The 23,662-nt window shown below is 42.2% G+C and carries 25 protein-coding genes and 1 pseudogene; 17 read left to right on the forward strand and 9 right to left on the reverse strand.

Annotated elements, in window-relative coordinates; genetic code table 11:
- Positions 1 to 161 precede the first annotated feature (161 nt).
- The 4 genes from AC0J2F_RS01035 to AC0J2F_RS01050 all read left to right on the forward strand — a co-directional run bounded on the left by AC0J2F_RS01035 (position 162) and on the right by AC0J2F_RS01050 (position 2,431).
- Positions 162 to 299 (forward strand): hypothetical protein, encoded by a 138-nt coding sequence (locus AC0J2F_RS01035; RefSeq protein ID WP_473008189.1) that lies wholly within the window; start codon positions 162 to 164, stop codon positions 297 to 299.
- 10 nt (positions 300 to 309) lie between these two features.
- Complete coding sequence (locus tag AC0J2F_RS01040; RefSeq protein WP_473008190.1) at positions 310 to 780, forward strand: hypothetical protein; 471 nt, start codon at positions 310 to 312, stop codon at positions 778 to 780.
- A 63-nt stretch (positions 781 to 843) separates the two neighbouring features.
- Positions 844 to 2,043, forward strand: a complete 1,200-nt coding sequence (locus AC0J2F_RS01045) for an alanine dehydrogenase (RefSeq protein WP_473008191.1) — start codon at positions 844 to 846, stop codon at positions 2,041 to 2,043.
- A 1-nt stretch (position 2,044) separates the two neighbouring features.
- Positions 2,045 to 2,431, forward strand: coding sequence for a hypothetical protein (locus tag AC0J2F_RS01050; RefSeq protein WP_473008192.1), 387 nt, complete (start codon positions 2,045 to 2,047; stop codon positions 2,429 to 2,431).
- On the opposite strand, the gene AC0J2F_RS01055 is transcribed toward AC0J2F_RS01050, so the two are convergent.
- A complete protein-coding gene (locus AC0J2F_RS01055; protein ID WP_473008193.1) occupies positions 2,428 to 3,600 on the reverse strand; it encodes a proline dehydrogenase family protein in 1,173 nt (390 codons plus the stop codon). The two genes, AC0J2F_RS01050 and AC0J2F_RS01055, sit on opposite strands and share 4 nt — an antisense overlap.
- 87 nt (positions 3,601 to 3,687) lie before the next feature.
- Between AC0J2F_RS01055 and aroB the strand changes: the two genes are divergently transcribed.
- Both aroB and AC0J2F_RS01065 read left to right on the forward strand, forming a co-directional pair.
- Complete coding sequence (gene aroB, locus AC0J2F_RS01060; protein WP_473008194.1) at positions 3,688 to 4,761, forward strand: 3-dehydroquinate synthase; 1,074 nt, start codon at positions 3,688 to 3,690, stop codon at positions 4,759 to 4,761.
- Between the two features lie 68 nt (positions 4,762 to 4,829).
- Entirely contained in the window at positions 4,830 to 5,126 is a 297-nt protein-coding gene (locus AC0J2F_RS01065; protein WP_473008195.1) for a hypothetical protein, read from the forward strand.
- Here the strand turns inward: AC0J2F_RS01065 and AC0J2F_RS01070 are convergent.
- Together AC0J2F_RS01070 and AC0J2F_RS01075 are read right to left on the reverse strand one after the other, a co-directional pair.
- A complete protein-coding gene (locus AC0J2F_RS01070) occupies positions 5,123 to 5,602 on the reverse strand; it encodes an Lrp/AsnC family transcriptional regulator (protein ID WP_473008196.1) in 480 nt (159 codons plus the stop codon). The genes AC0J2F_RS01065 and AC0J2F_RS01070 overlap by 4 nt on opposite strands.
- An 86-nt stretch (positions 5,603 to 5,688) precedes the next feature.
- Entirely contained in the window at positions 5,689 to 6,792 is a 1,104-nt protein-coding gene (locus tag AC0J2F_RS01075) for a M14 family zinc carboxypeptidase (RefSeq protein ID WP_473008197.1), read from the reverse strand.
- 284 nt (positions 6,793 to 7,076) lie between these two features.
- Here AC0J2F_RS01075 and AC0J2F_RS01080 point away from each other — a divergent pair, with 284 nt between their 5' ends.
- Positions 7,077 to 7,460 carry a helix-turn-helix domain-containing protein gene (locus AC0J2F_RS01080; protein WP_473008198.1) on the forward strand — a complete coding sequence of 128 codons (384 nt, stop codon included), beginning with the start codon at positions 7,077 to 7,079 and terminating at the stop codon, positions 7,458 to 7,460.
- A gap of 25 nt (positions 7,461 to 7,485) precedes the next feature.
- Positions 7,486 to 7,899: a DNA topoisomerase IV gene (locus tag AC0J2F_RS01085; RefSeq protein WP_473008200.1), complete on the forward strand. Its 414-nt coding sequence runs from the start codon at positions 7,486 to 7,488 to the stop codon at positions 7,897 to 7,899.
- Here AC0J2F_RS01085 and AC0J2F_RS01090 read toward each other — a convergent pair.
- Both AC0J2F_RS01090 and AC0J2F_RS01095 read right to left on the reverse strand, forming a co-directional pair.
- The gene (locus AC0J2F_RS01090) at positions 7,886 to 10,549 is read right to left on the reverse strand and encodes a DNA gyrase/topoisomerase IV subunit A (protein WP_473008201.1); all 2,664 of its coding nucleotides are present in this window, start codon (positions 10,547 to 10,549) and stop codon (positions 7,886 to 7,888) included. The two genes, AC0J2F_RS01085 and AC0J2F_RS01090, sit on opposite strands and share 14 nt — an antisense overlap.
- A gap of 24 nt (positions 10,550 to 10,573) precedes the next feature.
- Complete coding sequence (locus AC0J2F_RS01095) at positions 10,574 to 12,427, reverse strand: DNA topoisomerase IV subunit B (protein WP_473008202.1); 1,854 nt, start codon at positions 12,425 to 12,427, stop codon at positions 10,574 to 10,576.
- Positions 12,428 to 12,629: 202 nt separating this feature from the next.
- Here AC0J2F_RS01095 and AC0J2F_RS01100 point away from each other — a divergent pair, with 202 nt between their 5' ends.
- Positions 12,630 to 13,232, forward strand: a complete 603-nt coding sequence (locus tag AC0J2F_RS01100) for a tetratricopeptide repeat protein (protein ID WP_473008204.1) — start codon at positions 12,630 to 12,632, stop codon at positions 13,230 to 13,232.
- On the opposite strand, the gene ychF is transcribed toward AC0J2F_RS01100, so the two are convergent.
- From ychF to AC0J2F_RS01120, 4 genes are all read right to left on the reverse strand, one after another.
- Positions 13,229 to 14,323 carry a redox-regulated ATPase YchF gene (gene ychF, locus AC0J2F_RS01105; protein ID WP_473008205.1) on the reverse strand — a complete coding sequence of 365 codons (1,095 nt, stop codon included), beginning with the start codon at positions 14,321 to 14,323 and terminating at the stop codon, positions 13,229 to 13,231. The genes AC0J2F_RS01100 and ychF overlap by 4 nt on opposite strands.
- A 69-nt stretch (positions 14,324 to 14,392) precedes the next feature.
- A complete protein-coding gene (locus tag AC0J2F_RS01110) occupies positions 14,393 to 15,127 on the reverse strand; it encodes an alpha/beta hydrolase (RefSeq protein WP_473008206.1) in 735 nt (244 codons plus the stop codon).
- A gap of 55 nt (positions 15,128 to 15,182) precedes the next feature.
- Positions 15,183 to 16,049, reverse strand: coding sequence for an alpha/beta hydrolase (locus tag AC0J2F_RS01115; RefSeq protein WP_473008207.1), 867 nt, complete (start codon positions 16,047 to 16,049; stop codon positions 15,183 to 15,185).
- Positions 16,050 to 16,149: 100 nt separating this feature from the next.
- Entirely contained in the window at positions 16,150 to 16,497 is a 348-nt protein-coding gene (locus AC0J2F_RS01120; RefSeq protein WP_473009352.1) for a 4Fe-4S dicluster domain-containing protein, read from the reverse strand.
- A 59-nt stretch (positions 16,498 to 16,556) separates the two neighbouring features.
- Between AC0J2F_RS01120 and AC0J2F_RS01125 the strand changes: the two genes are divergently transcribed.
- From AC0J2F_RS01125 to AC0J2F_RS01160, 8 genes and pseudogenes are all read left to right on the forward strand, one after another.
- The gene (locus AC0J2F_RS01125) at positions 16,557 to 17,588 is read left to right on the forward strand and encodes an acyl-CoA reductase (protein ID WP_473008208.1); all 1,032 of its coding nucleotides are present in this window, start codon (positions 16,557 to 16,559) and stop codon (positions 17,586 to 17,588) included.
- A 72-nt stretch (positions 17,589 to 17,660) separates the two neighbouring features.
- A complete protein-coding gene (serC, locus tag AC0J2F_RS01130) occupies positions 17,661 to 18,728 on the forward strand; it encodes a 3-phosphoserine/phosphohydroxythreonine transaminase (RefSeq protein WP_473008210.1) in 1,068 nt (355 codons plus the stop codon).
- An 18-nt stretch (positions 18,729 to 18,746) separates the two neighbouring features.
- On the forward strand, positions 18,747 to 19,700 hold the full coding sequence (locus tag AC0J2F_RS01135) for a D-2-hydroxyacid dehydrogenase (RefSeq protein WP_473008211.1): 954 nt from the start codon (positions 18,747 to 18,749) through the stop codon (positions 19,698 to 19,700).
- A 124-nt stretch (positions 19,701 to 19,824) separates the two neighbouring features.
- A pseudogene (locus AC0J2F_RS01140) lies at positions 19,825 to 20,067 on the forward strand (DUF937 domain-containing protein); the annotation flags it as partial.
- Between the two features lie 127 nt (positions 20,068 to 20,194).
- Positions 20,195 to 20,599: a DUF6146 family protein gene (locus AC0J2F_RS01145; RefSeq protein WP_473008212.1), complete on the forward strand. Its 405-nt coding sequence runs from the start codon at positions 20,195 to 20,197 to the stop codon at positions 20,597 to 20,599.
- The gene (locus AC0J2F_RS01150; RefSeq protein WP_473008214.1) at positions 20,599 to 20,901 is read left to right on the forward strand and encodes a DUF6787 family protein; all 303 of its coding nucleotides are present in this window, start codon (positions 20,599 to 20,601) and stop codon (positions 20,899 to 20,901) included. The genes AC0J2F_RS01145 and AC0J2F_RS01150 overlap by 1 nt, the downstream gene beginning before the upstream one ends.
- Positions 20,898 to 21,218, forward strand: coding sequence for a hypothetical protein (locus AC0J2F_RS01155; protein ID WP_473008215.1), 321 nt, complete (start codon positions 20,898 to 20,900; stop codon positions 21,216 to 21,218). The genes AC0J2F_RS01150 and AC0J2F_RS01155 overlap by 4 nt, the downstream gene beginning before the upstream one ends.
- A gap of 40 nt (positions 21,219 to 21,258) precedes the next feature.
- Positions 21,259 to 23,661 carry a TonB-dependent receptor gene (locus AC0J2F_RS01160; protein WP_473008216.1) on the forward strand — a complete coding sequence of 801 codons (2,403 nt, stop codon included), beginning with the start codon at positions 21,259 to 21,261 and terminating at the stop codon, positions 23,659 to 23,661.
- Position 23,662 lies beyond the last annotated feature (1 nt).

Consider the following 23,662-nt stretch of genomic DNA (forward strand, 5'->3'; position numbering starts at 1 on the left):
CAAAAAAATACATAGCTGATTTTTCGTGCGAAATTGCCGTCATTTGGCTTAGCTAGACTGCTATAAAAAAGTATAACCGACTAAGTTAAGGTGATAATAGTTCGAAAACTTCTGTTTTAATGGGCTAGGTTTGTACTATTAACCTCACAAAAAAACAGTAAATGAAAGCTACAAAGTATTTATTGATCGTTGCATTATTTGGGTTTGGTCTAATGACCTCTTGTACACCTGAAAGTATCGAAGATGAGCAAACCGAACAACAAGTCGACAATACACTCAAGCCACCAGCAAACGGATAAAAAGTCCCTTTTGATCGGAGGTGTAATAGTAATATTGATTGCTATTGTTCCATTCATCTTTTATTCATACAAGAATTTCCCAGCCGATTCACAGGTCTGGGAAACTTCTTTTTTTAGTATTGAAACAGGATTTCCTAACTGGTTCGCTTACGCGTGGTATTTAGTTGGAAAAATTGTTCCATTATATCTGCTATTATTGTGGTTTTTCACCTGTAAGCACTGGTGGCATTGGATTATTTTAGTCCCAATTGCAATGTATTCTTTTCAACTATGGTCATTGATTTGGGAAAGTTCCGGTAAACCCATAGATGAATTGGAGTTAGCTTATATAATTCCATTGATGGCGGTCATCGTGCCTTCAGTTTATCTAATTCGAGCTAAACTATTCAATTCCATCCGCGGAAATGATTTAAAGTCATTCGAAGAAGAACTTGCTCAAGAAAAAACACTTTGGGGTCAAATCAAAGACCTTTTCCGCTAAGAGTCCCTTATTTGGAACTTGCTTTATATTTATCGTATCTTGGGTTAGACTAAACACCCAATCATGGCTGAGCAGCTATCGCCCTTTACCAAGGCGGAACTTTTACCACAAGAAGAAAAATTGGAGATTGCCCAAGAACACGGCGAGCTTTTTATTGGTATCCCCAAGGAGGTTTACTTCCAAGAACGCAGAATTTGCTTAACTCCAGACGCTGTAGGAGCACTCGTCTCCAACGGTCATAAAGTACTTATAGAATCTAATGCCGGTGCTCAAGCCAGTTTTTCTGACAAAGACTATTCAGAAGCTGGTGCAATAATTACCACAGACACAAAGAAGGTGTTTGGCTGTCCTATCATTTTAAAAGTAGAGCCCCCTACTCTAGATGAGCTCGAAATGATCAACCCAAACACAACCATCATCTCGGCGCTTCAGCTTAAAACACAACAGGCAAGTTATTTCAGGGCCTTAGCTAAAAAGAAGATAACTGCCCTGGCATTTGAATTTATCAAAGATCAGGATGGAGCATATCCCGCCGTAAGGGCTTTAAGCGAGATAGCTGGTACAGCCTCTGTTTTGATAGCCTCAGAAATTATGGCCAACGACAAACAAGGCAACGGAATGATGTTCGGCAACATCAGTGGTGTGCCCCCTGTAGAAGTTGTTGTTATTGGAGCTGGTACTGTTGGTGAATTTGCCGCTCGATCTGCCATTGGGCTCGGTGCCAACGTAAAAGTGTTCGATAATTCACTAACGCGTTTAAGACTCTTACAGACCAATTTAGGACGCACCTTATACACATCTACAGTGCAACCAAAGTATTTGCTTAAGGCGCTCAAACGCTGCGATGTAGCTATTGGTGCGGTACGTGGAAAGAACCGATCTCCTGTGGTTGTGAACAGAGATATGGTGGCGGCCATGAAAAAAGGGGCTGTAATCATTGATGTGAGCATAGACATGGGAGGCTGCTTTGAGACCAGTGAGGTTACCAATCACGATAAACCCACAGTGATACAAGAAGGGGTGATCCATTACGGTGTACCGAATATTCCAGCCAGATATCCAAAAACATCTTCTATAAGCATCAGTAACATATTCACGCCCTACCTCTTGCAAATGGGTGAATGCGGGGGACTAGAAAATGCCATCCGCTTTGATTCCGGATTAAAAAATGGGTTGTATTTTTACCGTGGTATTTTAACCAATAAGTCTGTTGCAGACTGGTTTGACATGAAATACAGCGATATAAATCTTCTTATCTTTTAATATGACCCGTGTAAAACGCTTTGCCTACTTTTTTGGAGGATTCAGCGTAGGTGTTTTTCTGCTGATGTTTTTCTTAGGCGGAAAGAATGCCTCTTGCGCTTATGGACCAAATGCCCGTGTGCTAAAGAATATTCGCATTAAACATCCTGAAATTAGTGCAACTGCACTACAAGGCATGAGTAACCATGGCTTAGACACTACAGTGGTGAGTCAGTTCTTGCGAAACGGAAAAGTGCTCTTTCGCGACAGCAATATCAAAATAAACGACAGCTGTAAGCAGTATGCGATCCGCGGTCGAGCCAAGGACGATCAGCGTTATTTAATGCAAGTAAAGAATTGTGATTCTACGGCCTTTATTACAAATTTCACGAAATACGCAGATAATTAAAGTTTTCTACGCTGCTTCTCCCCTTTCAGTAAGGAAAGTTCTCTCGAGGTTTGACCAGCAACAGAAGTGTTCTCCTCTGCCCTGCGGATCAAATAAGGCATAACATCTTTTACCGGTCCAAAAGGAATATACTTGGCTACGTTATAGCCGGCAGCTGCAAGGTTGTAAGAAATATGATCACTCATGCCAAACAACTGTCCAAACCACACTCTTGAGTCGTTCTTTGCTATACCGTATTGCTGCATAAGTTCCATGGCTAAATAGCAACTCTCTTCGTTATGAGAGCCGATAAAGACTGCAATATCATCCAGGTTTTGCAAAATGTATCGCAGCGTATCATTAAAAGTAGCATCTGTTTGTGCCTTGCTGGCACAAATTGGACTTGGATAAGCTAGTTCTTCAGCACGATCGTTCTCTTTTTCCATATAGGCGCCTCGCACAATTTTAAAGGCCAACTTGTATCCTTTAGCCCGAGCCTCTAAATGCAATTCCTTTAAATAATCTAAGCGGTCCCAGCGATAGCACTGTAGGGTGTTGAATATGAGTGGTTTCTCCTTATTGTATTTCTGCATCATTTGAGTCACCAACTCATCCGCAGCATCTTGCATCCAAGATTCTTCTCCATCAATAAGCAAGGCTACATCATGTGCTACAGCTTTTTGGCAGGCCGACTCGTAACGCGTAACTATGGCCTCCCACTCAGCTTGCTCTTCTACACTTAAAGCATCGCCGGCAGACTTTTTTTGCCAGATCTTAAAGCGTCCTAATCCTGTCGGCTTGAAAACAGAGAACGGCATAGCGTCCTTCTCATCCGCGAATACTGTGAGTTCATTTACCTTCGCCAAAGTCTTATCGAACTGTTCTTGGGTCTCCTTACCTTCAACAGAATAATCCAATACCGCATGAACACCCGCTTCATAGAGCTTGTCTACAGTAGGCAGACAGTCCTCTTCATTTACGCCTCCGCAGAAATGATCGAACACCGTAGAGCGTATCAGCCCTTCAACTGGCAGGTTGATGTTCAGCGCAAATTTTGTGGCTGCTGTACCAATTTTTACAAGCGGCTCACTCGCAATCATTTTAAACAAGAAATACGCGCGCTCCAATTCGGAATCGGACTTAAGAGCGAAAGCTACTTCGGTATTCTCAAAGATCTTTTCGGTAGGCATATTTATAAAATTTCGACTTACAAATATAATTAGAATTGACGGCTATTTGCCGGAAAACCGCTAATTTGGCAGTAAAGAAAAAACAGGATGCAAGCCATTACATCAGGAGCCGCTCCCATCTATTTCAGCCAACAGATTTACAGTGAAATATCGGCATATTTAGCCCAAAACAATCCAAGCTCTGTGGTTATCTTAACAGATGATAATACCTATGCAGATTGCCTACCTTTAATGTTGGATGAACTGGAATTTGAAACTGAACCCAACATTCTGGTCATGCCAGCAGGCGAGGCTTTTAAAACTATGGAAGTGACGGTATCTATTATCGATGAACTTTCTAACCTGCTGACAGACAGAAAGGCACTGATGATCAATTTAGGGGGAGGCGTGGTCACTGACTTAGGTGGCTTTGTGGCCTCTATCTACAAGCGAGGTATAACGTATATTAATTTGCCTACTTCCCTACTCGCTATGGTCGATGCTTCTGTTGGAGGAAAGACCGGAGTAGATCACGGAATGCTTAAAAATCAGATTGGAGTTATAAATAATGGTGTTATGGTTGGTGTAGATATAAATTATCTGGCCACCTTACCCGAAAGACAAATGCGATCTGGATTTGCAGAGATCATAAAACACGGCTTGATCTCCAATGACGACTATTGGAGCTCTGTGCTAAACTTTGATCCGCAGACCTTAGAGGGCCTCGATACCCTTATTCGCGATTCCGTTGTAATAAAAAATGAAGTGGTAAAACAAGACCCAACCGAAAAAGGATTACGCAAGATCTTGAATTTTGGTCACACACTTGGGCATGCCATAGAAACTTACTCGTTAGAAAGTGACACCATGGAAGATCTGCTGCATGGAGAAGCCATTGCCATAGGTTTGGTAATGGAAACCTTTCTATCTAAAGAGCGATTCGGATTTCCTGATCAGGAGCTTCAAAAACTAAAATCGATCGTAAAGAGTTATTACCCCAAAGTGGCTTTTGACCAGGCGGCCATTGAAGAAATTCAAGGCTATATGTTACACGACAAAAAGAATGTAAAAGGACAGGTTAATTTTGTGTTATTGCGTGATATAGGGCAGCCTGAATTTGATCAAATTGTCGACAACGAACTGATTAACAGAGCTTTCGACTTTTACACGAAAGAAATGTAAAGTTTTAGATTTCGGTTTGGACTATTATTTTTTTAGCTACCTTTAAAGATATATGAATCTCCAATGTCATGAAACGGGTTATAGTCGATATCAAAAAACTAACACCAGAAATTCTCTCCCTTTTGGTGGAACGCTATCCTGACGGATACGACGATGATCACATCATCACCTTTAAAAACATGCATAATGATACCATAGAAGCAGTAGAGGTGCGTACCGAAGATACAGTCTACTTGGTCAAAGTTAGCGCACGCTTAGCCAGTGCTATGGCCGATTTTGAAGAAGATGACGATGACTCCACGACTGACAACAACACAACAGAAGATGTCGCACTACCTGCGGCAGAAACGGAAGATCAAGACTAAAGTTCGTTGAAAATAGTATGCATCAGACGTTTTTTGTCGTTGATGCTTTCTTCTAAGGAGATCATGGTTTCTGTTCTCATAACTCCCTCAATATCATCGAGCTTAAAGATGACATCTTTGGCATGCAAAGTGTCTCTAGCACGAAGTTTACAGAAGATGTTGAACTTTCCTGTTGTGATATGTGCGACAGTTACATATGGAATTTCATGAATTCGCTCTAACACGAATTGTGTCTGAGAAGTGTTGTGAAGAAATACTCCCACATACGCGATAAACGAGTACCCTAACTTGGTATAATCTAAGGTTAAAGAAGAACCAGTAATGATCCCTGCCTCTTCCATCTTTTTTACTCTTACGTGTACAGTACCTGCGGAGATCAACAATTTCTTAGCAATATCCGTAAAAGGCACACGAGTGTTTTGTATTAGGATGTCCAGGATCTGATGATCTACGTCGTCAAGTTTGAATTTAGCCATAATAGCAACTGATAGGTGTTAAACAACAATCTCATTACAAAATTATGAGAAAAATAGGCGAAATCACAGATTTTATTGAAGATTTTTTAAAGACTGTACTTTTTTTGTACATAATCGTCAATAAATGAGGACCAGTGGTCTTTATTCAAACGTTTGAGTAAGCTACTCAGTTCACCACCATCCGCATAACGATGGGCATAAAGCCTAGGAGTTTCCTCCTTAGGTAATAGCTGCGGTATAAATCGCAAACGATCTTTTTCAACAACTTCTTTGTATTGAAACTGCAGGTCTTTATTATGGGCAGAAGATCCTGGCAAGCCACCTTTAACTACGATATCACAATAGTTGACTGTGTTCTCTGGCAATTCCAGATAAGCCGACAATACTTCATCCGCTGGGGGCAACTCATCATGTACAAGCAAACTATCAAACAAGATCTTATATGCACATTGAATTAAGGCTGCGGTGTTGTTTCGCTGATAATCCAATTGATATTGACCCGCTTCGAATAAAATGGTTGGGACACCAGTAGCAGTAAAGGTGTCGCCTACACAGTTTAAATTAAAGCTATCATCGTATCGACCTATTTGTTTACCTAGCTCCTCGTGCAACTTATTGGTAATGCGATTAATTAGAGCCATAGCTTTTAGTCGCGCTGGGGTAATGGTTCTATCCGTATCGGCCGCAGGCGCCAAAAAAGACAAAACCGCAGGATTCTCTGTCCCAGTTAGGCCGTAGATACTGCGCTGTCCGTGTAAATTCAAACAGAGGTTTGGTTTAAACGCAGTGAACGCATCTGACAAGATCTTGCTTTCTGGCTGCGTCAGGGCCTGAGCGTCGCGATTCAGATCGACCTCGTTGGCATTCTCACGCGTAAAACGCTCAGAACCGTCGGGGTTAAGCATTGGAATAGCAAGTATCGTCAAACTTTCAAACAACTCCTTAGTTTTTGGATCAGACTCAAGAGCTAGGAAGTAATTTAATAATGCTTTTGTGGTAGTCGATTCGTTACCGTGCATTTGTGACCAACAAAGCACTTTAAAACTACCACGTCCAAATCTTAGAGCCTGTACGGGTCTGTTCTCAACAGATAGCCCTAGCTCTTCTAAAGTAAAAAGATCGGAAGCAGCTAATCGATTTAAAACTGGTGTAATGGTCCGTAATGGTAGGTAACGATTGGTTAGGTTCACTGTAGAGACAAACTATGTTGTTACAAATGTAAACAATCGATAATTTACAAATGTAAACAAAAAAATGAATGCAATTAGTTACAAATGTAAACGCTTCAATGTCCTGTGATACCGCGTTATAGAGAAAAGTAATTAATACAATATAATTGATAACTATATTATTTATTTTCAATAGTTTATAATGTTTTATATCTACTATTAGTTTAGTTAAAATACGTCTAATTTTGTTAAAACTGTAGCCCCATAATCCTTATTACGTTACATTTGTAACATACTTTGTTCTCATGGTAAACACAGAAGCCTTTTCTAAGCGTTTAAAGCAGGTCATGGACTTTTACGGTCTTAGCTCGGCAGCATTTGCAGAGACCATTGGTGTGAACAGATCTAGTATCTCTCACCTACTTTCTGGAAGAAATAAACCCAGTTTGGATTTTGTGATCAAAGTAGTCGAATCTTTTGAGGAAGTTGAACTCTATTGGTTGCTCAATGGTAAAGGCGAATTTCCAAAAGCCGGTGCAACCTCTTATATAGAAGAAAAACCTGAAATTGAACAAACCGAAATTGAGCCAGAGAAAAAGCAAGAGCAACAAATGGCCAACGATTCTGCAATTGAACAAATCATAATCTTTTACAAGGACGGAAGTTTTAAGAAATACCGCCCCAATTAAGCGGCATTTTCACGAAATTTGTAAAGTGAAAAAGATACTCCTACTCGGTGCTATATTTTTAAGTTTAATTGCTTGTCAGGAGCCAGAGCGTAATTGTGCCGACTTCAAAACAGGAACCTTTACTTTTGAGGAGTTCGTTAATGGGGAGCTCAAGCAGACCACCTTTGTACGTAACGATTCTATCGAGATCGATTATTACGACGAGAAGATAGATACTTTTAGTATCCGTTGGATCAACGACTGTGAGTACGTAATGAAAAATTTACGTCCTAAGAATCAAGCCGAAGAACGCCCGGTCCACTTTAAGATCTTAAAAACAGAAGGAAGTAACTACACTTTCGAATACGCAATGGTGATTAAAAAGAATAAAGCTAGCAAACGATATGTGCGGCAAGGCACTGCTACGAAAGTTAGCGAAGCCACTACTAGAACAAAGTAGTCTGCCCTTCTTCTCCAGAATCGTCTTTTGAGTCTTCCGGAGTGGCATCTGTTTCTTTCGAGTCACCTTCAGCTTCTTGAGCCGTACTTATATCTTGCTCATCCACTACTTCCATGTCTTCTGCTGGTAAGGCTTCTGGAGCCTCATACGGCAACGGTTCCATTGCATTGATCTCTAAGACCTTGTCTTTGGTGAGCTGGTTGCCCATAGCACTGATTCCCTTGACCGCTATGAATTCTTCCAGGTTGATCACCAAGTTATCTTTTCTGTCCTTTCCGCGCTTTTTGGCAAATACCACCTCAGCCTGTGGGCGATAGTCTGTAAATATGCATTCTAATTGAGAATCACTGTGGTCGCCTATTACGCTCTCTTCTTTGTCTGGATTTTCTATCAAGAAGCGTTTTACGTAATAGAGTTCCTTGCTTCCCTCCCAGTATATAGCTGTGAGCGGTTTCTTCGGATCCCATTTCTCCAGTACGATCATATCGCTGTCGAAATGTAAGGTCATCTCTGGAATAACCGTTTTGACCATTCCGGACTGATTGATGATAAGCAAGCGATCTTCACTTCTAAAATCGCCCAAGAAATCTCCTCGGCCATCTACATTCAAGCGTTGCACAGTATCGTCAAACCATATCTTACGGGGCTTAAGTGTAGACAAGCCCTTTTCTTTAAGCTCAATGCGCTTTACAGGATACTTGGTCACAATATTTCCTTTGGAATTGCGACCCTTAACTAGCTGATCGGCAAAATCCAGATCGAACTTGAGTTTCTTTATGCTGCCGGATTGGCGTAAAAGCACGGTAACTAGCTCTGCTTCTCCATTGGGATTCGCTGTAAAATACAGTACTTTACTGCCTTTATTGCCTGCTGTAAGATCGTAGTGTTTGTCTCTTGTCATTGCAGTAACGGCAAATCGCTTGACATAAGTGGCTCCACGAGTCCCGTCTTTATAGATCATGTTATAGATGGTGCGCTTGTCTTTCTTTTTAAAGACAGCAACATGAATGATCCCTTTGCCAACAAAGATCTTGTTGTCCACCTTGGTCACCATCATTTGACCGTCTTGTGTAAAGACAATGATATCGTCTATGTCGGAACAATCGGTAACGTATTCGTCTCGGCGCAAAGAAGTCCCAATAAAACCTTCCTCTCTGTTTACATAAAGTTTGGTGTTCCTAATTACTACCTTGGTGGCTTCTATATCTTCAAAGACACGGATCTCAGTTTTACGCTCCTTACCTGCTGCATAGGTTTTCTTTAATCGCTTAAAATAATCTATCGCATACTCGATCAGGTGTGCTAGATGGTGTTTCACCTCTGCGATCTGCTCTTCTAAGGCCTCAATCTTTTGTTGGGCCTTGTCAATATCGAATTTTGAAATCCTCTTAATTCGGATCTCTGTCAAACGCGTAATATCCTCTGTGGTAACCGCGCGCTTCAAATGTTTGATATGAGGCTTAAGCCCCTTGTCGATAGCAGTAATGACACCGTCCCAGGTTTCTTCTTCCTCTATGTCGCGATAAATACGATTTTCAATGAAGATCCGCTCCAAGGAGGCAAAATGCCACTGCTCTTCTAATTCTCCCAATTGGATCTCCAGTTCACTCTTAAGCAGCTCTACAGTGCGATCCGTTGAACTTCTGAGCATTTCAGAGACACCTATAAAAAGCGGTTTGTTGTCTTCGATAACACAGCCTAAAGGAGAAATAGAGGTCTCGCAATTGGTAAAGGCATACAAGGCATCAATGGTCTTATCTGGAGAAATACCACTTGGTAGATGCACCAAGATCTCTACATCTGCGGCAGTGTTGTCCTCGATCTTCTTGATCTTGATCTTGCCTTTGTCATTGGCTTTTAAGATCGAATCAATGAGTGAGCTCGTCGTCGTGCCAAAAGGGATCTCGGTAATGACAAGTGTATTTTTATCGTATTGGCTGATACGCGCTCTACTGCGGATCTTACCTCCGCGTAAACCGTCGTTATAGTTTGTAAAATCAGCAATACCGCCCGTTGGAAAATCCGGGAGTATCGTAAAGCGTTTACCTTGCAAGTGCTTTATAGAGGCATCGATAAGCTCTACAAAGTTGTGCGGCATTATCTTGGTTGAAAGACCAACGGCAATACCCTCTGCTCCCTGGGCCAAAAGCAATGGGAATTTTACAGGAAGGTGAATTGGCTCTTTCTTTCGGCCGTCGTACGAGGATTGCCAATCGGTGGTCTTTGGGTTGTAGACAACATCTAAGGCGAACTTAGACAACCTCGCCTCGATATAACGAGAAGCCGCTGCTCTATCTCCAGTTAGTATGTTTCCCCAGTTTCCTTGCGTGTCAATAAGCAGATCCTTCTGACCTATTTGTACCATAGCATCCGCTATAGAGGCATCCCCGTGTGGGTGGTACTGCATGGTATGCCCAACAATATTTGCTACTTTGTTGTAGCGTCCGTCATCCAAATCCTTTAGGGAATGCATGATCCGACGCTGCACAGGTTTAAAACCATCTTCAATGGCAGGAACAGCACGTTCTAAGATCACATAAGAGGCGTAATCCAAGAACCAATCCTGGTACATTCCTGTTACCTTGGTGATGGTATCTTGAGAATCTTCTGGGTTTAATTCGTCTGAATTCAAAGGAGTTTGATCGCTCATAGTCTGTCTACGCGTGTTAAGGCTCTAGTCCTCTACACGGTCCAATTCAACCTTTAGGTTATTGATAATAAATTCTTGTCGGTCCGGGGTATTCTTGCCCATATAGAAATTCAGCAGCGACTCTATGGACATGGCCTTGTCAAGCATCACAGGATCTAAACGAATATCATTGCCTATAAAATGCTTGAACTCATCCGGAGAGATCTCCCCCAATCCCTTGAATCGTGTGATCTCTGGCTTGGGCTTGAGTTTTTCTATGGCATCTATCCGCTCCTGTTCCGAATAACAGTAGATGGTCTCTTTTTTGTTTCGCACTCTAAAAAGTGGGGTTTGTAGAATGTAGAGATGCCCTTCTTTGATCAGCTCAGGAAAGAACTGCAAAAAGAAAGTGATAAGTAGCAAACGAATATGCATCCCATCCACATCGGCATCCGTAGCAATTACAATGTTATTGTATCTTAAGTCTTCTAGTGACTCTTCTATGTTGAGTGCAGCTTGCAAGAGGTTGAACTCTTCGTTCTCGTAAACGATCTTCTTGCTCATCCCGTAAGAGTTCAGAGGCTTTCCTCTAAGTGAGAATACTGCTTGGGTGTTCACATCACGACTCTTGGTGATACTACCACTTGCAGAATCTCCCTCCGTAATAAACAACGTTGATTCCAAACGACGATCGTTCTTCATATCACCTAAATGCACACGGCAGTCGCGAAGCTTTTTGTTGTGAAGACTCGCTTTCTTTGCCCGTTCCTTAGCCAATTTGCGAATACCAGAAAGTTCCTTGCGCTCGCGTTCGGCTTGCATGATCTTGCGTTGCAGCTTTTCTGCCGTCTCTGAATTCTTGTGTAAGAAGTTGTCAACTTGAGTTTTGACAAAATCGTTGATATACGTTCTTACAGTAGGCAAACCGTCTCCCATTTCTGTAGAACCTAGCTTGGTCTTGGTCTGTGACTCAAAAACAGGTTCCATCACTTTCACGCTAATGGCTGCTACTATCGACTTTCGAATATCACTGGCGTCGTAGTTCTTGCCGTAGAACTCACGAACAGTTTTTACAACTGCCTCACGAAAAGCAGCTTGGTGCGTCCCTCCTTGGGTAGTATTCTGCCCGTTGACAAAGGAGTGATACTCTTCGCTATATTGTGTTTTGGAATGAGTTATGGCCACCTCAATATCATCACCGCGCAAATGGATGATAGGATACAGCATATCCTCCTTATTCATATTATCCTCCAACAGATCCTTTAGACCATTGGCAGAATGATACTTTTCTCCATTGAAATCAATAGTAAGTCCAGGGTTGAGATACACATAGTTCTTGAGCATCTTGGCCACATACTCCGAACGGTACTTGTAGTTTTTAAAGATCTCCGGATCGGGTACAAAGCTCACCTTGGTACCTTTCCTGCGGGAAGTGTCTTCCACTGGTAGGTCTTCCACCAACTCGCCGTATGCAAAAGTGGCGGCTTTGATCTGCTGGTCTCTAACAGATTCGACACGAAAACTAGTAGATAAGGCATTTACGGCTTTGGTACCTACACCGTTCAAACCTACAGATTTTTTAAAGGCTCTGGAGTCGTATTTACCTCCAGTGTTCATTTTAGAAACCACGTCCACTACTTTACCCAAAGGTATCCCTCGGCCGTAATCTCGTACGTGAACTTCCTTGTCTTTGATGCGGATTTCGATGGTCTTTCCGGCACCCATGACGAATTCATCGATACAGTTGTCTATTACCTCTTTGAGTAAGATGTAAATACCATCGTCTGGAGAAGAACCGTCTCCCAGCTTCCCGATGTACATTCCGGGACGCATGCGGATGTGCTCCTTCCAATCCAGCGAGCGTATATTATCCTCGGTATATTGCGCTTCTTTTGCCATTAATCTGTTGTGGGAGTATGCCTGCTAATATAGGATTTCGACTACTTTTTTAAAACCAGAATTGCTTAAAGTAATTAACAATAAGACCCATGAAATTGTTAAGAAATACAGGGCTTAAGCGGATATTCACTTGAATCCTTTAAGATTTTATTAACATTTTGAGCTTTTTTGCGACTAATACCATAAATCCCTTCCTATTATCATGCATTCAGGTGGCGCAAATACCGTATTGAGAAACAACCGCAAGCTGCTTAAAAAACGCTCCAGCCGTTTTAAGAGCAAGCGCACTATTATGGGCCTGAAAGACAAGGACATCCGCAGAGATGAGTCCGAAAACAAAAAGCTCACAACATGGAGCGCCTCAGAAATAAAACGAGTTGGTAGAAAGCTACGTCGCAGAAGACGTGTAGAAACAGCAATTGTCCTTTTACTGATCTTTGCCGCTTTGCTATTTATATTCAGCAGCTTTAGTAGTTATCACAAGCCAGAGTCACACACTGCTCCTGTTGCCGCTAAACAGGCTTCAAGAAACCAAACAGACCTGGAAGAAGTATCAGAAGACCCCTATGTGCAATCAAAAGATGTTAAAGCGGAGCAATATATGATCTTTGGTAGGGAGTTTTTTTATTCCGGACAATACCAGCGAGCACTAAAAATGTTTGAAAAAGCCTTGGCGCTGTCGCCTAAGCATTGTTTGGCATCTGCGTGGATAGACAATACCAATGAACAATTGGATGCTCTTCGAGTACAAAATCTGAAAAAACTCGGAGAAACCCGCTCTGTTTCTATGTATGAGAATCGTTAGACGTTAAAACGGAACAGCATAACGTCTCCGTCTTGAACTATGTATTCCTTCCCTTCTATTCCGAGTTTACCGGCTTCCTTGACCTTTTCTCGGGAGCCGAGCTCGGCATAATCGTCATAGGCAATTACCTCTGCACGAATAAATCCTTTTTCAAAGTCTGAGTGAATAACACCTGCAGCTTGCGGCGCTGTGGCTCCAATTGGCACAGTCCAAGCGCGAACTTCTTTTTCTCCTGCTGTAAAGTAAGTCTGCAAGTTGAGCAGTTGGTAGGCTCCGCGTATCAATTTTGAGGCTCCAGGCTCTTCTAAACCAATATCGTCCAAGAACATCTGACGTTCTTCGTAGTCTTCCAACTCGTTGATATCTGCCTCTATTCCTACAGCTAATACCAAAACCTCTGCGTTTTCTTGTGCTACCGCAGCTTTCACTTGTTCTACATAAGCGTTGCCACTAACTGCACTGGACTCATCCACATTACAAACATACATTACGGGTTTGTCGGTAATTAGTTGTAGTTGATCTACAAAAGCCTCTCTAGCATCCTCCGGTACGTCTATAGCGCGTACAGAATTTCCAGCCTCCAAGCCTGATTTGATCAAATTCAAAGCTGCTTCTTCTTTTTGAGCTTCTTTATTCCCTGTTTTAGCAGCGCGTTTTACTTTGTCCAAGCGCTTTTCTACAGTTTCTAGATCTTTTAGCTGCAGCTCGATGTCTATGGTTTCCTTATCTCTAACTGGGTCCACTGAACCGTCAACATGAACAATATTGTCATTGTCAAAACAGCGTAGTACATGCAGAATAGCATCGGTCTCACGAATGTTCCCTAAGAATTGATTCCCCAAACCTTCACCCTTGCTAGCACCTTTAACAAGCCCTGCAATATCAACGATCTCAACAGTGGCAGGTACCACACGCTCTGGATTTACAAGCTTCTCTAAAACCTCCAGCCTAATATCTGGCACGTTCACCACTCCTAAGTTAGGTTCTATGGTACAGAAAGGAAAGTTGGCACTTTGCGCTTTCGCGTTAGACAAACAATTAAACAGAGTTGATTTTCCTACGTTGGGTAATCCTACAATTCCGGCTTTCATAAGCGCTATTCGATTTGGCGGCAAAGATAAGAATTGCCCCCTATTCCCGAAGCAGTAAAGTGAATTAAATCATCGAATGAATTGGTCTAAGGAAGCGCGGTATTTATCGAACTCCCCTAAATTGTTGTGACGGCCTTCTTCTATGGTGACAAAATGGGCATAGGCCGGTTTGAATTCCATAAATAGTTTTTGCCCAGAACTGAAAGGAACCACTCCGTCTCTGGTACCGTGCAAGATCAACGTTGGGCAGTCCACCGCTGGGGCATACTGAAAACTGGGAAACTCATATTTTATGAGCCATTGAACGGGCAAATATCTAAAACGCGTATTAGCAATATCTTCTATACTGTAAAACGGGGTTTCTAAGATCAAGCGACCGGGTTTATTCTCCGCAGCCAAAAAGGTCGAAACACTGGTGCCTAAAGAACGGCCGAATACGGTAATGTTTTGCTCGGGATATTGCACTTTAGCATGATCGTAAAAAAGTTGCGCATCGGTATACATACTCGGTTCTGCAGGCTCGCCTCCGCTTTTACCGTATCCGCGGTAATCCATCACTATAACATCGTAACCATAGCGCGTATACTGCTGCGCTATGTCTCCCCAGCGATCTAAATTACCTGCATTTCCGTGGTAGTATAAAATCACCCCTTTGGGTTCAGGAACTTTAAAATGCAAGGCATTCAACGCTATACTGTCTGGAGTCCAGAGGTTGAATTCCTCAAACTTGGATTCAAACTGATAGACATGATCCGAAGCCAATGGCTGCGGCTGAAACATGATATTGTCTTGAATGAAATACATAAAAATTGAAAAAACCGTATACGGTATCGTAAAAATGGCGACCCCAAAGAACAGTTTACGCATTGGCTTTAGAACTGTGTTTTACTTTCATACTAGTTGTTTCCAGATCGATCTCCGTGGGTTCAGAAGTGAGTATCTCGCTGAGCATACGATGGTAGGATTCGAAATTATTCAAATTCTTATGCCCTCCGCCAATGACTGCGTAAAGCCTTGTCCTAGTTGGATTTATCTTGGATAACTTAATGCTTGACTTAAAGGGAATTAGCTTGTCTTGTGTGCCGTGGATTATATGTATCGGGCAGCGTACATATTTGAGCCATTTGTAGGTAGGCATCGGATACTTTAAAATGACCGATAGCGGCATAAAGGGCATGTATCTCGAAGTTGTCTTAGTTAGGCTGTAGTAAGGCGCGTCCAAAATAAGCATCCGCGGATGATTCTCTGAGGCGATCTTGGCGGCAAAGCCAGACCCCATGGAACGGCCGTAGATTATGATGTATTCTTCGCTCACGCGTTCGCGAATCTTGTTGTAGACATATTGCACATCGCGTTTAATGGCCTTTTGGCTGCGTTTGCCCGTACTTTTACCAAATCCACGGTAATCTAACATGATCACGTCGTACTTATGACGGGTAAAATCAACTGCGAACTTTCCCCAGCCTTTTATACTCTTGGAGTTACCTTTTAAGTAAAGCACTACACCTATCGGATCTTTTACCTTAAAATGCAAACCGTTTATTACCACGCCATCGCGGGTTTCTAGGTTGTATTCTTGTACGATCTGATTTTCGTAATAGAACTGAAAATCTTTAGGTAGCTTCTCTGGCTTAAACAAGAAATAATCTTGAACATAGTACAATACCAAGCTTATTGCCATATAAATGGCAAGGACAGTGAGCGTGATATTTAACCAGACAGGCATGATGTGATTTCCTCTAAAATAATAAAATCTAGAGTTCACCCCCGAAATAGGACATAAAAAAACGCCGAATATGCGGCGTTTCTAATAAGTTGTTTTATGATCAGTGGTGCATAAAGGCCTGCTTTCCGAGCAAGGTCCCTTCGTCTTCTACGTGATTTTCGTCTGGCACACAACAATCTACCGGACATACGGCTGCACATTGCGGCTCTTCATGAAAGCCCATGCACTCTGTACATTTATCGGGTACTATATAGTAGATCTCATCGCTTATAGGTTGTTGGGTCTCTTCTGCGTTCACAGCAGCTCCGTTGGGCAAAACCAAGTCTCCTGTGAGATCTGTCCCGTCTGCATATCGCCAATCGTCGGCACCCTCATAAATGGCAGTGTTTGGGCACTCTGGCTCACAGGCGCCGCAATTGATACATTCGTCGGTAATTATGATCGCCATAGCATTTTCTTTTTCTAACTTTGCCATGCAAAAATAAAGCGTAAAAGCGGTAATCACAAATGAAGTTGGATCTAGAAAAACGCATAGCGAGTTGGAGCAAGCTTGGAGATGAACTCAAAGCCCTAATGGCCCAAGACCCACCTTCTGAAGATTTTAAGCACTTATTGAACCGCGCTGAAGCTCATAACGGCTGGTTTACCGAAGAGCAAGTGCGCTTTGCTTTAGTGGCTTGGGTAGACGAATTGCAGGCCCAAAGACTTGAAAACTGGCTAGCTTCCTATAGCATTAATGACAATGAGCCCAAGACGATAGCTGTAATAGCCGCAGGAAACATTCCTATGGTAGGACTGCATGACGCGCTTTGCGTGCTTTTAAGTGGGAACAAGCTGCAAATAAAACTCTCCTCCAACGATCAGTTGCTGCTGCCCTATCTCTTTGACAGGTTAATAGCCATTGAGCCGACTTGGAAAGACTATATCGAAGTTAGAAAGGAAACTGTCTCCGATTACGATGCTGTAATTGCAACAGGGAGCAATAATACTGCTCGCTATTTTGCACATTACTTTAAGAATAAGCCCCACATAATTAGACGCAATAGAAATTCTGTCGCTGTTTTGTCTGGCGAAGAATCTGCCGAGGAATTGGCTGGCCTATCCAATGATATATTTCGCTATTACGGCCTGGGTTGCCGTTCGGTATCGAAACTCTATGTTCCTGTAGGCTATGATTTTGACAAGGTTTTCAAGGCCGTTTACGCTTGGAAACACCTGCTCGAGCACAAGAAATACGAAAACAATTACGATTACAACAAAGCTGTCTTTTTAATGAGCCAATTCGATTTTCTAGAGAATGGCTTCTTTATGATAAAGCAAGACGAGCGCATGGCTTCTCCTATTGCTAGTGTATTCTACGAGACCTATGCAATCAAAGAAGATCTTAAGGACAAACTCCAAGCAAAGCAAGATCAAATCCAATGTATTGTAGGGCCAAAAAGCATATCAAATGCTATTCCCTTTGGAACTTCCCAAAGTCCCAGACTCAACGACTATGCTGATGGCCTAGACACTATGGATTTCTTGTTAAAACTTTAGTTGATAATTTATTGCTTAATTAACACAGGACATTCACTTAATTAACATCTTTGTACTCTTAATAAAACAAGCATGCAGAAACATAATTTTAGCGCCGGCCCATGTATTTTACCTCAGTCTGTAATGCAAAAAGCTGCAGATGCAGTGGTAGATTACAATGGAATAGGACTATCTATAATTGAGATCTCACACAGAAGTAAGGAATTTGTTGCCGTAATGGAGAATGCCAGAAGCCTGGCTTTGGAACATCTCGGTTTGATTGGTAAAGGTTATCAGGCATTATTCTTACAAGGTGGCGCCAGCATGCAGTTCCTTATGGTAGCCTACAATCTGCTTAAAACCAAAGCTGGCTATCTCAATACAGGAACTTGGTCATCTAAAGCCATCAAAGAAGCAAAACTTTTTGGAGATCTGGTTGAAGTAGCTTCGTCTAAAGACAAAAATTTCAATTATATCCCAAAAGCTTATGAGATTCCCTCGGGCTTAGATTATTTGCACCTAACTACCAACAACACCATTTTCGGTACTCAGATCAAAGAGATTCCACAAACGGATGCGCCATTGGTGTGCGATATGAGTAGTGACATCTTTTCACGTGAATTAGACTTTAGCCAATTCGATATTATCTATGCGGGAGCTCAAAAGAATATGGGGCCAGCCGGAACTACGTTGGTGGTTGTAAAAGAGGAAATCCTTGGGCAGGTTCAGCGTAGCATTCCATCTATGTTGGACTATCAGGTGCATCTTGGAAAAGACAGTATGTTTAACACGCCCCCTGTATTTGCCGTCTATACCTCAATGTTGACCATGGAGTGGTTAAAGGCGCAAGGTGGTATTGCAACCATAGCGCAGATCAACGAGGCCAAAGCGTCTCTTTTATACAATGAGATCGATAGCAACGAACTCTTTACAGGTTTTGTGGCAGATCCGGCAGACCGATCTACTATGAATGCCACTTTTACTATTAATGACGAATCACAAGCCGATCGTTTTAACAAGATGTGGCAAGAAGCAGGTATTAATGGCCTGAACGGACACCGTAGTGTTGGAGGTTATCGCGCTTCCATGTACAACGCCTTACCACTGGCCAGCGTGCAGGTTTTGGTGGATGTTATGCAAGAATTTCAAAGAACAGCTTAATACAAATCAGCAGGAAAAATGAAGAAGATTTTAGCCAATGACGGTATTTCACAAAGTGGAGTTAACGCTCTAGAAGCGGCAGGTTACCAAGTGATCACCACTAAAGTGGCTCAAGAGCAATTAGAGAATTACATCAATGAGAACGAGATAACAGGTCTGCTTGTCAGATCTGCAACTACAGTGAGAAAGGATCTTATAGATGCCTGCCCTAGCCTTAAGCTTATTGGTCGCGGTGGAGTTGGTATGGATAATATTGATGTGGAATACGCCCGCGAGAAGGGATTGCACGTGATCAATACACCAGCTGCGTCTTCTGCCTCTGTGGCAGAATTGGTTTTTGCTCACCTTTTCACAGGGGTGCGATACCTTTACGACTCCAACAGAAATATGCCTTTGGACGGAGATACTAAGTTCAAAGACCTTAAAAAGAACTATGCCAAAGGTGCTGAGTTGCGCGGAAAGACCTTAGGAATAATTGGTTTTGGACGTATTGGTCAAGCCGTAGCAAAAATCGCTATTGGCTGCGGAATGAATGTCCTGGCTCATGATAAGTATACAGAAGCCGCAAGGCTTCAATTGGACTTCTTTGACGGCCGCTCCATGGATTTTGAGATCAAGACCATAGCAATGGATGAAGTACTTCAAAAATCAGACTTCATCACACTACATGTGCCGGCTCAAAAAGATTATGTGATCGGTAAAGCAGAAATGGCGCAAATGAAAGAGGGCGCTGCTCTTATCAATGCTGCCCGTGGCGGGGTGATAGACGAAGTGGCTCTTATAGAGGCTTTGGACAGCGGAAAACTGGCTTTTGCTGGCTTAGATACCTTTGAAGAAGAACCTAAACCTGCTGTTAAGGTCTTGATGAACCCAAAGGTTTCATTGACACCGCACATAGGTGCTGCAACTCAAGAGGCGCAAGATAGAATAGGAACAGAACTTGCTGATCAAATTGTAAGCTTGTTAGGTTAATGTAGTTTATCGGTTATTGTCTGCGCTTTAACCGACTCGTTTAGAAATTTTTAAGGTGAGGTACTAGTTTTTGTTCTTCACCTTTTTTAATTAGTAATCAGAAATAATTCACTAAACAATAAGTATGGAAGGATTAATGGATTTGCTCCAAAGCGACATGGGCAAACAAATCATAAACGGAGTTAGCTCTCAAACAAATGCTTCTCAGTCACAAACACAGTCAGTATTGTCCATGGCTTTGCCTGTTTTAATGGGTGCTATGAAACGCAATGCTGCTTCTCCAGAAGGCGCAGAAGGCCTTATGGGAGCTTTATCCAATAAACACGACGGTAGTATCTTAGATAACCTAGGTGGCCTTTTTGGCGGACGCTAGATAAAACTCCAAATAACAACAGAATTAGAGGCTTATCGCCTCTTTTTTTGTTAAAGGAAGTTAAAGAAATTTAGGGGTTGCCGGCAGATTTAGTAAATTTACAGCTGCAATACAAATGCAGATGAAGTACCTTCTAGGATTCCTATTTACCGGATTAATTCTATTTAGCTGTGACGGTTACAAAGCGCCGTCTCAAACGGCCAGAGGTACTGCTGCTGTAAATGATACTGTTCGTATTGCCAATGACAGCCTAGATTACGAGATCATAATCATAGAACCAGGATTCTACAATTGGCTGGTGACCCAGTTTCCAGAAGACTATTACACTTTGAGCTTCCTAGAGAATAGGAATTTGTTCTATGTGCAAGAATACAACCGCAGGGTGATCAACCCGAATCAATACGATTCTCAGTTGTATCTATGGCAGATAGACTATGAGCCTAATGTAAAATACGGTAAGGAAGTTAATTATCTGCTATACAACTGGTTCATTTATTTTCAACAGACCTATAAACAAAAGCTCTGATGGAAAAACTAAAAGCGCGTTGGAACATTCAGAACAATTGGCAACTCACTGTAATTTTCCTAGTTTTTGCCATTACAGGGAGCACAGCTGCTAAATTTGCTGGGCCTTTGGTAGAATACTTGGGTATTTCAAGATCTGGAAGCGCTTGGATCTATTGGCCGGCGAGAATACTACTGATCTTCCCTATTTATCAGGTGTTGTTGGTATTTTTTGGCTGGTTGTTTGGAGAATTTAAATTTTTCTGGAACTTTGAAAAAAAGATGTTACGCGCCCTAGGCTTGTCATTTTTATTAAAAGATTGAAAAACTATACGTACATATCGCAATTGGGTGCCCTTTTCTTTTTAGGGCTGTTGCTGTTTCCTACAGCTTCGCAATATGTACACGTATTAGATCTACATAAGCACGAGGTCTGTATTGAGACCGATGTGCACATGCACGAGGACGCACCGGTTTGTGAATTGGATGATTTGCGCTTACCGCTTTTTGACGAGCTCTTTTTTAGTGAATTGGAAGAGCCCCTTACTCAAAAGGTCTTGGTAAGCTACCCAAACTGGTTAGATTCCACGCTTAAGGCGCAGGCAATTAGCGCCACTGGTCGTGCACCCCCACTTGCTTAAATACTCCGTCAAAAGGATTGTTTAATCAAGGAATCCCCTAATGAATAAATTGATATTAACCGCAGGTTTATGCCTGTGTACCCTCTGTGTTATAGCACAAGATTGCCAACTCAAGTTTAGCGGCAGTGTTATAGACAGTCATGAGAATACAGCTTTAAATGGCGCTACGCTGAGTATTGTAGGCGGTACTGCTATTGCTTATACTGACTTGGATGGACGTTTTTCTTTCTCCGGATTGTGTCCGGCCATCTATGTGGTAGAAGTTCAGCATCCGCAGTGCAAAACACAACGCTTCGAGATCAATCTTCGCAAGGATACCGAGCGTACGCTATTTTTAGAACATCATTTAGAGGCCTTGAATGAAGTTCTGATAACTGGCAGATCATTCAGAACGCAATCAGAAACACAACTCAACAACACCTTAGACCTTGCTACTATTGAACAATACAGCAGCGGCAGTCTTGGTGATGTGCTTAATACCCTTAGTGGAGTCTCTTCGCTAAACACTGGGAATACAGTGGTTAAGCCTGTTATCAACGGACTGCATAGCAGCAGGGTGAATATTATCAATAACGGAGTGCGCTTACAGGACCAGGAATGGGGTGCAGAACACGCCCCGAATATCGATATCAATAGCGCCGGACAGATCACTGTCTTAAAAGGAGCCTCTACCCTACAGTATTCTGGGAATGCAGTAGGTGGAGTGATAATTGCAGAACCGAGACGCGTCTTGCTTACAGATACCTTGTACGGTAAAACGATCTTAAGTGGTGCAACCAATGGTCGTGGAGGCAGTATAACCTCAGAACTCTTTAAAGGTTATGAGAATGGTTGGTATGCAACCATACAGGGTACAGCCAAGCGCTTTGGTGATTTTGAAGCTCCAGACTATGTCTTAAGCAATACCGGCGTAGAAGAAGGCGATTTCTCCCTGCGTTTAGGAAAAAATAATATTTCCTCTGGTTTTGAGGCTTATATGAGTTACTTCCAAACTACCATTGGTATTCTTAGAGCGAGTCATTTAGGCGGTGCAAGCGATCAAGTTGCTGCCATAAACAGCGAGCGTCCCTTAATTGTTGAGGATTTCACATATGACATCTTGGTCCCAAGACAGGAAGTAAAACACCTGACTGGGCGACTTTCCTATTTCAAGCAATTCGAGAACTTGGGCAAACTCAGTTTGCAGTACGATCTGCAGTGGAACCAGCGCTTTGAGTTCGATGTGCGTCGTGGTGATAATAGAGATCGGGCAGCTGTTGACTTAGAGCTCACCACCCACAATTTTGTGGCAAGCCTAGAAAGTAAATTAACTGATGATTTTGGCATCAACACAGGACTCAATTGGGTTTATCAAGAAAATGTAGCAGATCCTTCCACAGGTGTGCGTAGACTAATTCCTGATTATGAACAATATACCTTGGGTGCTTTCGCTATTGGCGATTGGAAGGTCAGTGACAGATTGCTAATAGAGGCTGGAATTCGATTTGACTACACCATAATGGATGTGTTTAAATTCTATCGCAACAGTTTTTGGGAATCCCGAGGCTATGATGAGGAGTTTGCAGATATTGTCATTGAAGAGACCGGGACTCAAGTTTTAGTGAATCCAGAATTGGAATTCAATAATTGGGCTGCTACGGCAGGTCTAAACTATAAGATCGATGATTCGTATCGCTTGTTCTTTAATTATGCTTTGGCAACACGTGCACCTAACGCTTCGGAGCTATTCAGTGAAGGATTACATCACAGTGCGTCACGTATTGAATTAGGAGACCTGAGATTCAATAGTGAGGTAGCCAACCGTATTTCTGTGAGCCTAGAAAAACAAGGAAAACGTTTTAGTTTTACAGCAGCTCCATTTGTGAATTGGATAGATGATTTTATCCTGATAGAACCTACTGGGGTTCAGCAAACTATCCGTGGTAATTTCCAAGTTTGGGAATACCGACAAACCGCTGCATTTCTGACTGGTATTGATCTTGACGCAAATTATCAATTTAACCAAAACTGGAGTACTACAGCGCAATTCAGCCTTGTAAAAGGTTATGATCAAACAAGAGATCTGCCGCTAATCAATATGCCTCCGGCTAGTTTGAACAACGCCATTCGTTTTAGCAAACCTGATTGGTTCAAATTCCAAACCGGAATTGAAAGTCAATACGTGTTCAGACAAAATGAGTTTCCAGACAACAACTTTACGGTTTTTGTCCCTGAAACCGAGCAAAATGAACTTGTGGATGTGAGTACTCCTCCTGATGCCTATCAGCTCTGGAATTGGGATGCTTCTGCCACTTTTAAAATTAATGAAAAATCTGATCTGCAGCTCGGGCTACAGATCACTAATTTGTTTAATACATCGTATAGAAACTATTTGAATCGTTTGCGTTACTACGCCGATGATTTGGGTAGGAATGTACGACTCAATCTTAAAATCAATTATTAAT

Source organism: Gilvibacter sp. CC01 (assembly GCF_055755295.1).

What these genes read in the sequence shown, in the direction of transcription:
- aroB (WP_473008194.1), top strand. Translation starts at nt 3,688, where the DNA reads ATGCAAGCCATTACATCAGGAGCCGCTCCCATCTATTTCAGCCAACAG.
- AC0J2F_RS01095 (WP_473008202.1), bottom strand. Translation starts at nt 12,427, where the DNA reads ATGGCAAAAGAAGCGCAATATACCGAGGATAATATACGCTCGCTGGAT.
- AC0J2F_RS01080 (WP_473008198.1), top strand. Translation starts at nt 7,077, where the DNA reads ATGGTAAACACAGAAGCCTTTTCTAAGCGTTTAAAGCAGGTCATGGAC.
- ychF (WP_473008205.1), bottom strand. Translation starts at nt 14,323, where the DNA reads ATGAAAGCCGGAATTGTAGGATTACCCAACGTAGGAAAATCAACTCTG.
- AC0J2F_RS01120 (WP_473009352.1), bottom strand. Translation starts at nt 16,497, where the DNA reads ATGGCGATCATAATTACCGACGAATGTATCAATTGCGGCGCCTGTGAG.
- AC0J2F_RS01045 (WP_473008191.1), top strand. Translation starts at nt 844, where the DNA reads ATGGCTGAGCAGCTATCGCCCTTTACCAAGGCGGAACTTTTACCACAA.
- AC0J2F_RS01160 (WP_473008216.1), top strand. Translation starts at nt 21,259, where the DNA reads ATGAATAAATTGATATTAACCGCAGGTTTATGCCTGTGTACCCTCTGT.
- AC0J2F_RS01050 (WP_473008192.1), top strand. Translation starts at nt 2,045, where the DNA reads ATGACCCGTGTAAAACGCTTTGCCTACTTTTTTGGAGGATTCAGCGTA.
- AC0J2F_RS01035 (WP_473008189.1), top strand. Translation starts at nt 162, where the DNA reads ATGAAAGCTACAAAGTATTTATTGATCGTTGCATTATTTGGGTTTGGT.
- AC0J2F_RS01100 (WP_473008204.1), top strand. Translation starts at nt 12,630, where the DNA reads ATGCATTCAGGTGGCGCAAATACCGTATTGAGAAACAACCGCAAGCTG.
- AC0J2F_RS01055 (WP_473008193.1), bottom strand. Translation starts at nt 3,600, where the DNA reads ATGCCTACCGAAAAGATCTTTGAGAATACCGAAGTAGCTTTCGCTCTT.
- AC0J2F_RS01110 (WP_473008206.1), bottom strand. Translation starts at nt 15,127, where the DNA reads ATGTATTTCATTCAAGACAATATCATGTTTCAGCCGCAGCCATTGGCT.
- AC0J2F_RS01145 (WP_473008212.1), top strand. Translation starts at nt 20,195, where the DNA reads ATGAAGTACCTTCTAGGATTCCTATTTACCGGATTAATTCTATTTAGC.
- serC (WP_473008210.1), top strand. Translation starts at nt 17,661, where the DNA reads ATGCAGAAACATAATTTTAGCGCCGGCCCATGTATTTTACCTCAGTCT.
- AC0J2F_RS01135 (WP_473008211.1), top strand. Translation starts at nt 18,747, where the DNA reads ATGAAGAAGATTTTAGCCAATGACGGTATTTCACAAAGTGGAGTTAAC.
- AC0J2F_RS01065 (WP_473008195.1), top strand. Translation starts at nt 4,830, where the DNA reads ATGAAACGGGTTATAGTCGATATCAAAAAACTAACACCAGAAATTCTC.
- AC0J2F_RS01115 (WP_473008207.1), bottom strand. Translation starts at nt 16,049, where the DNA reads ATGCCTGTCTGGTTAAATATCACGCTCACTGTCCTTGCCATTTATATG.
- AC0J2F_RS01150 (WP_473008214.1), top strand. Translation starts at nt 20,599, where the DNA reads ATGGAAAAACTAAAAGCGCGTTGGAACATTCAGAACAATTGGCAACTC.
- AC0J2F_RS01125 (WP_473008208.1), top strand. Translation starts at nt 16,557, where the DNA reads ATGAAGTTGGATCTAGAAAAACGCATAGCGAGTTGGAGCAAGCTTGGA.
- AC0J2F_RS01090 (WP_473008201.1), bottom strand. Translation starts at nt 10,549, where the DNA reads ATGAGCGATCAAACTCCTTTGAATTCAGACGAATTAAACCCAGAAGAT.
- AC0J2F_RS01070 (WP_473008196.1), bottom strand. Translation starts at nt 5,602, where the DNA reads ATGGCTAAATTCAAACTTGACGACGTAGATCATCAGATCCTGGACATC.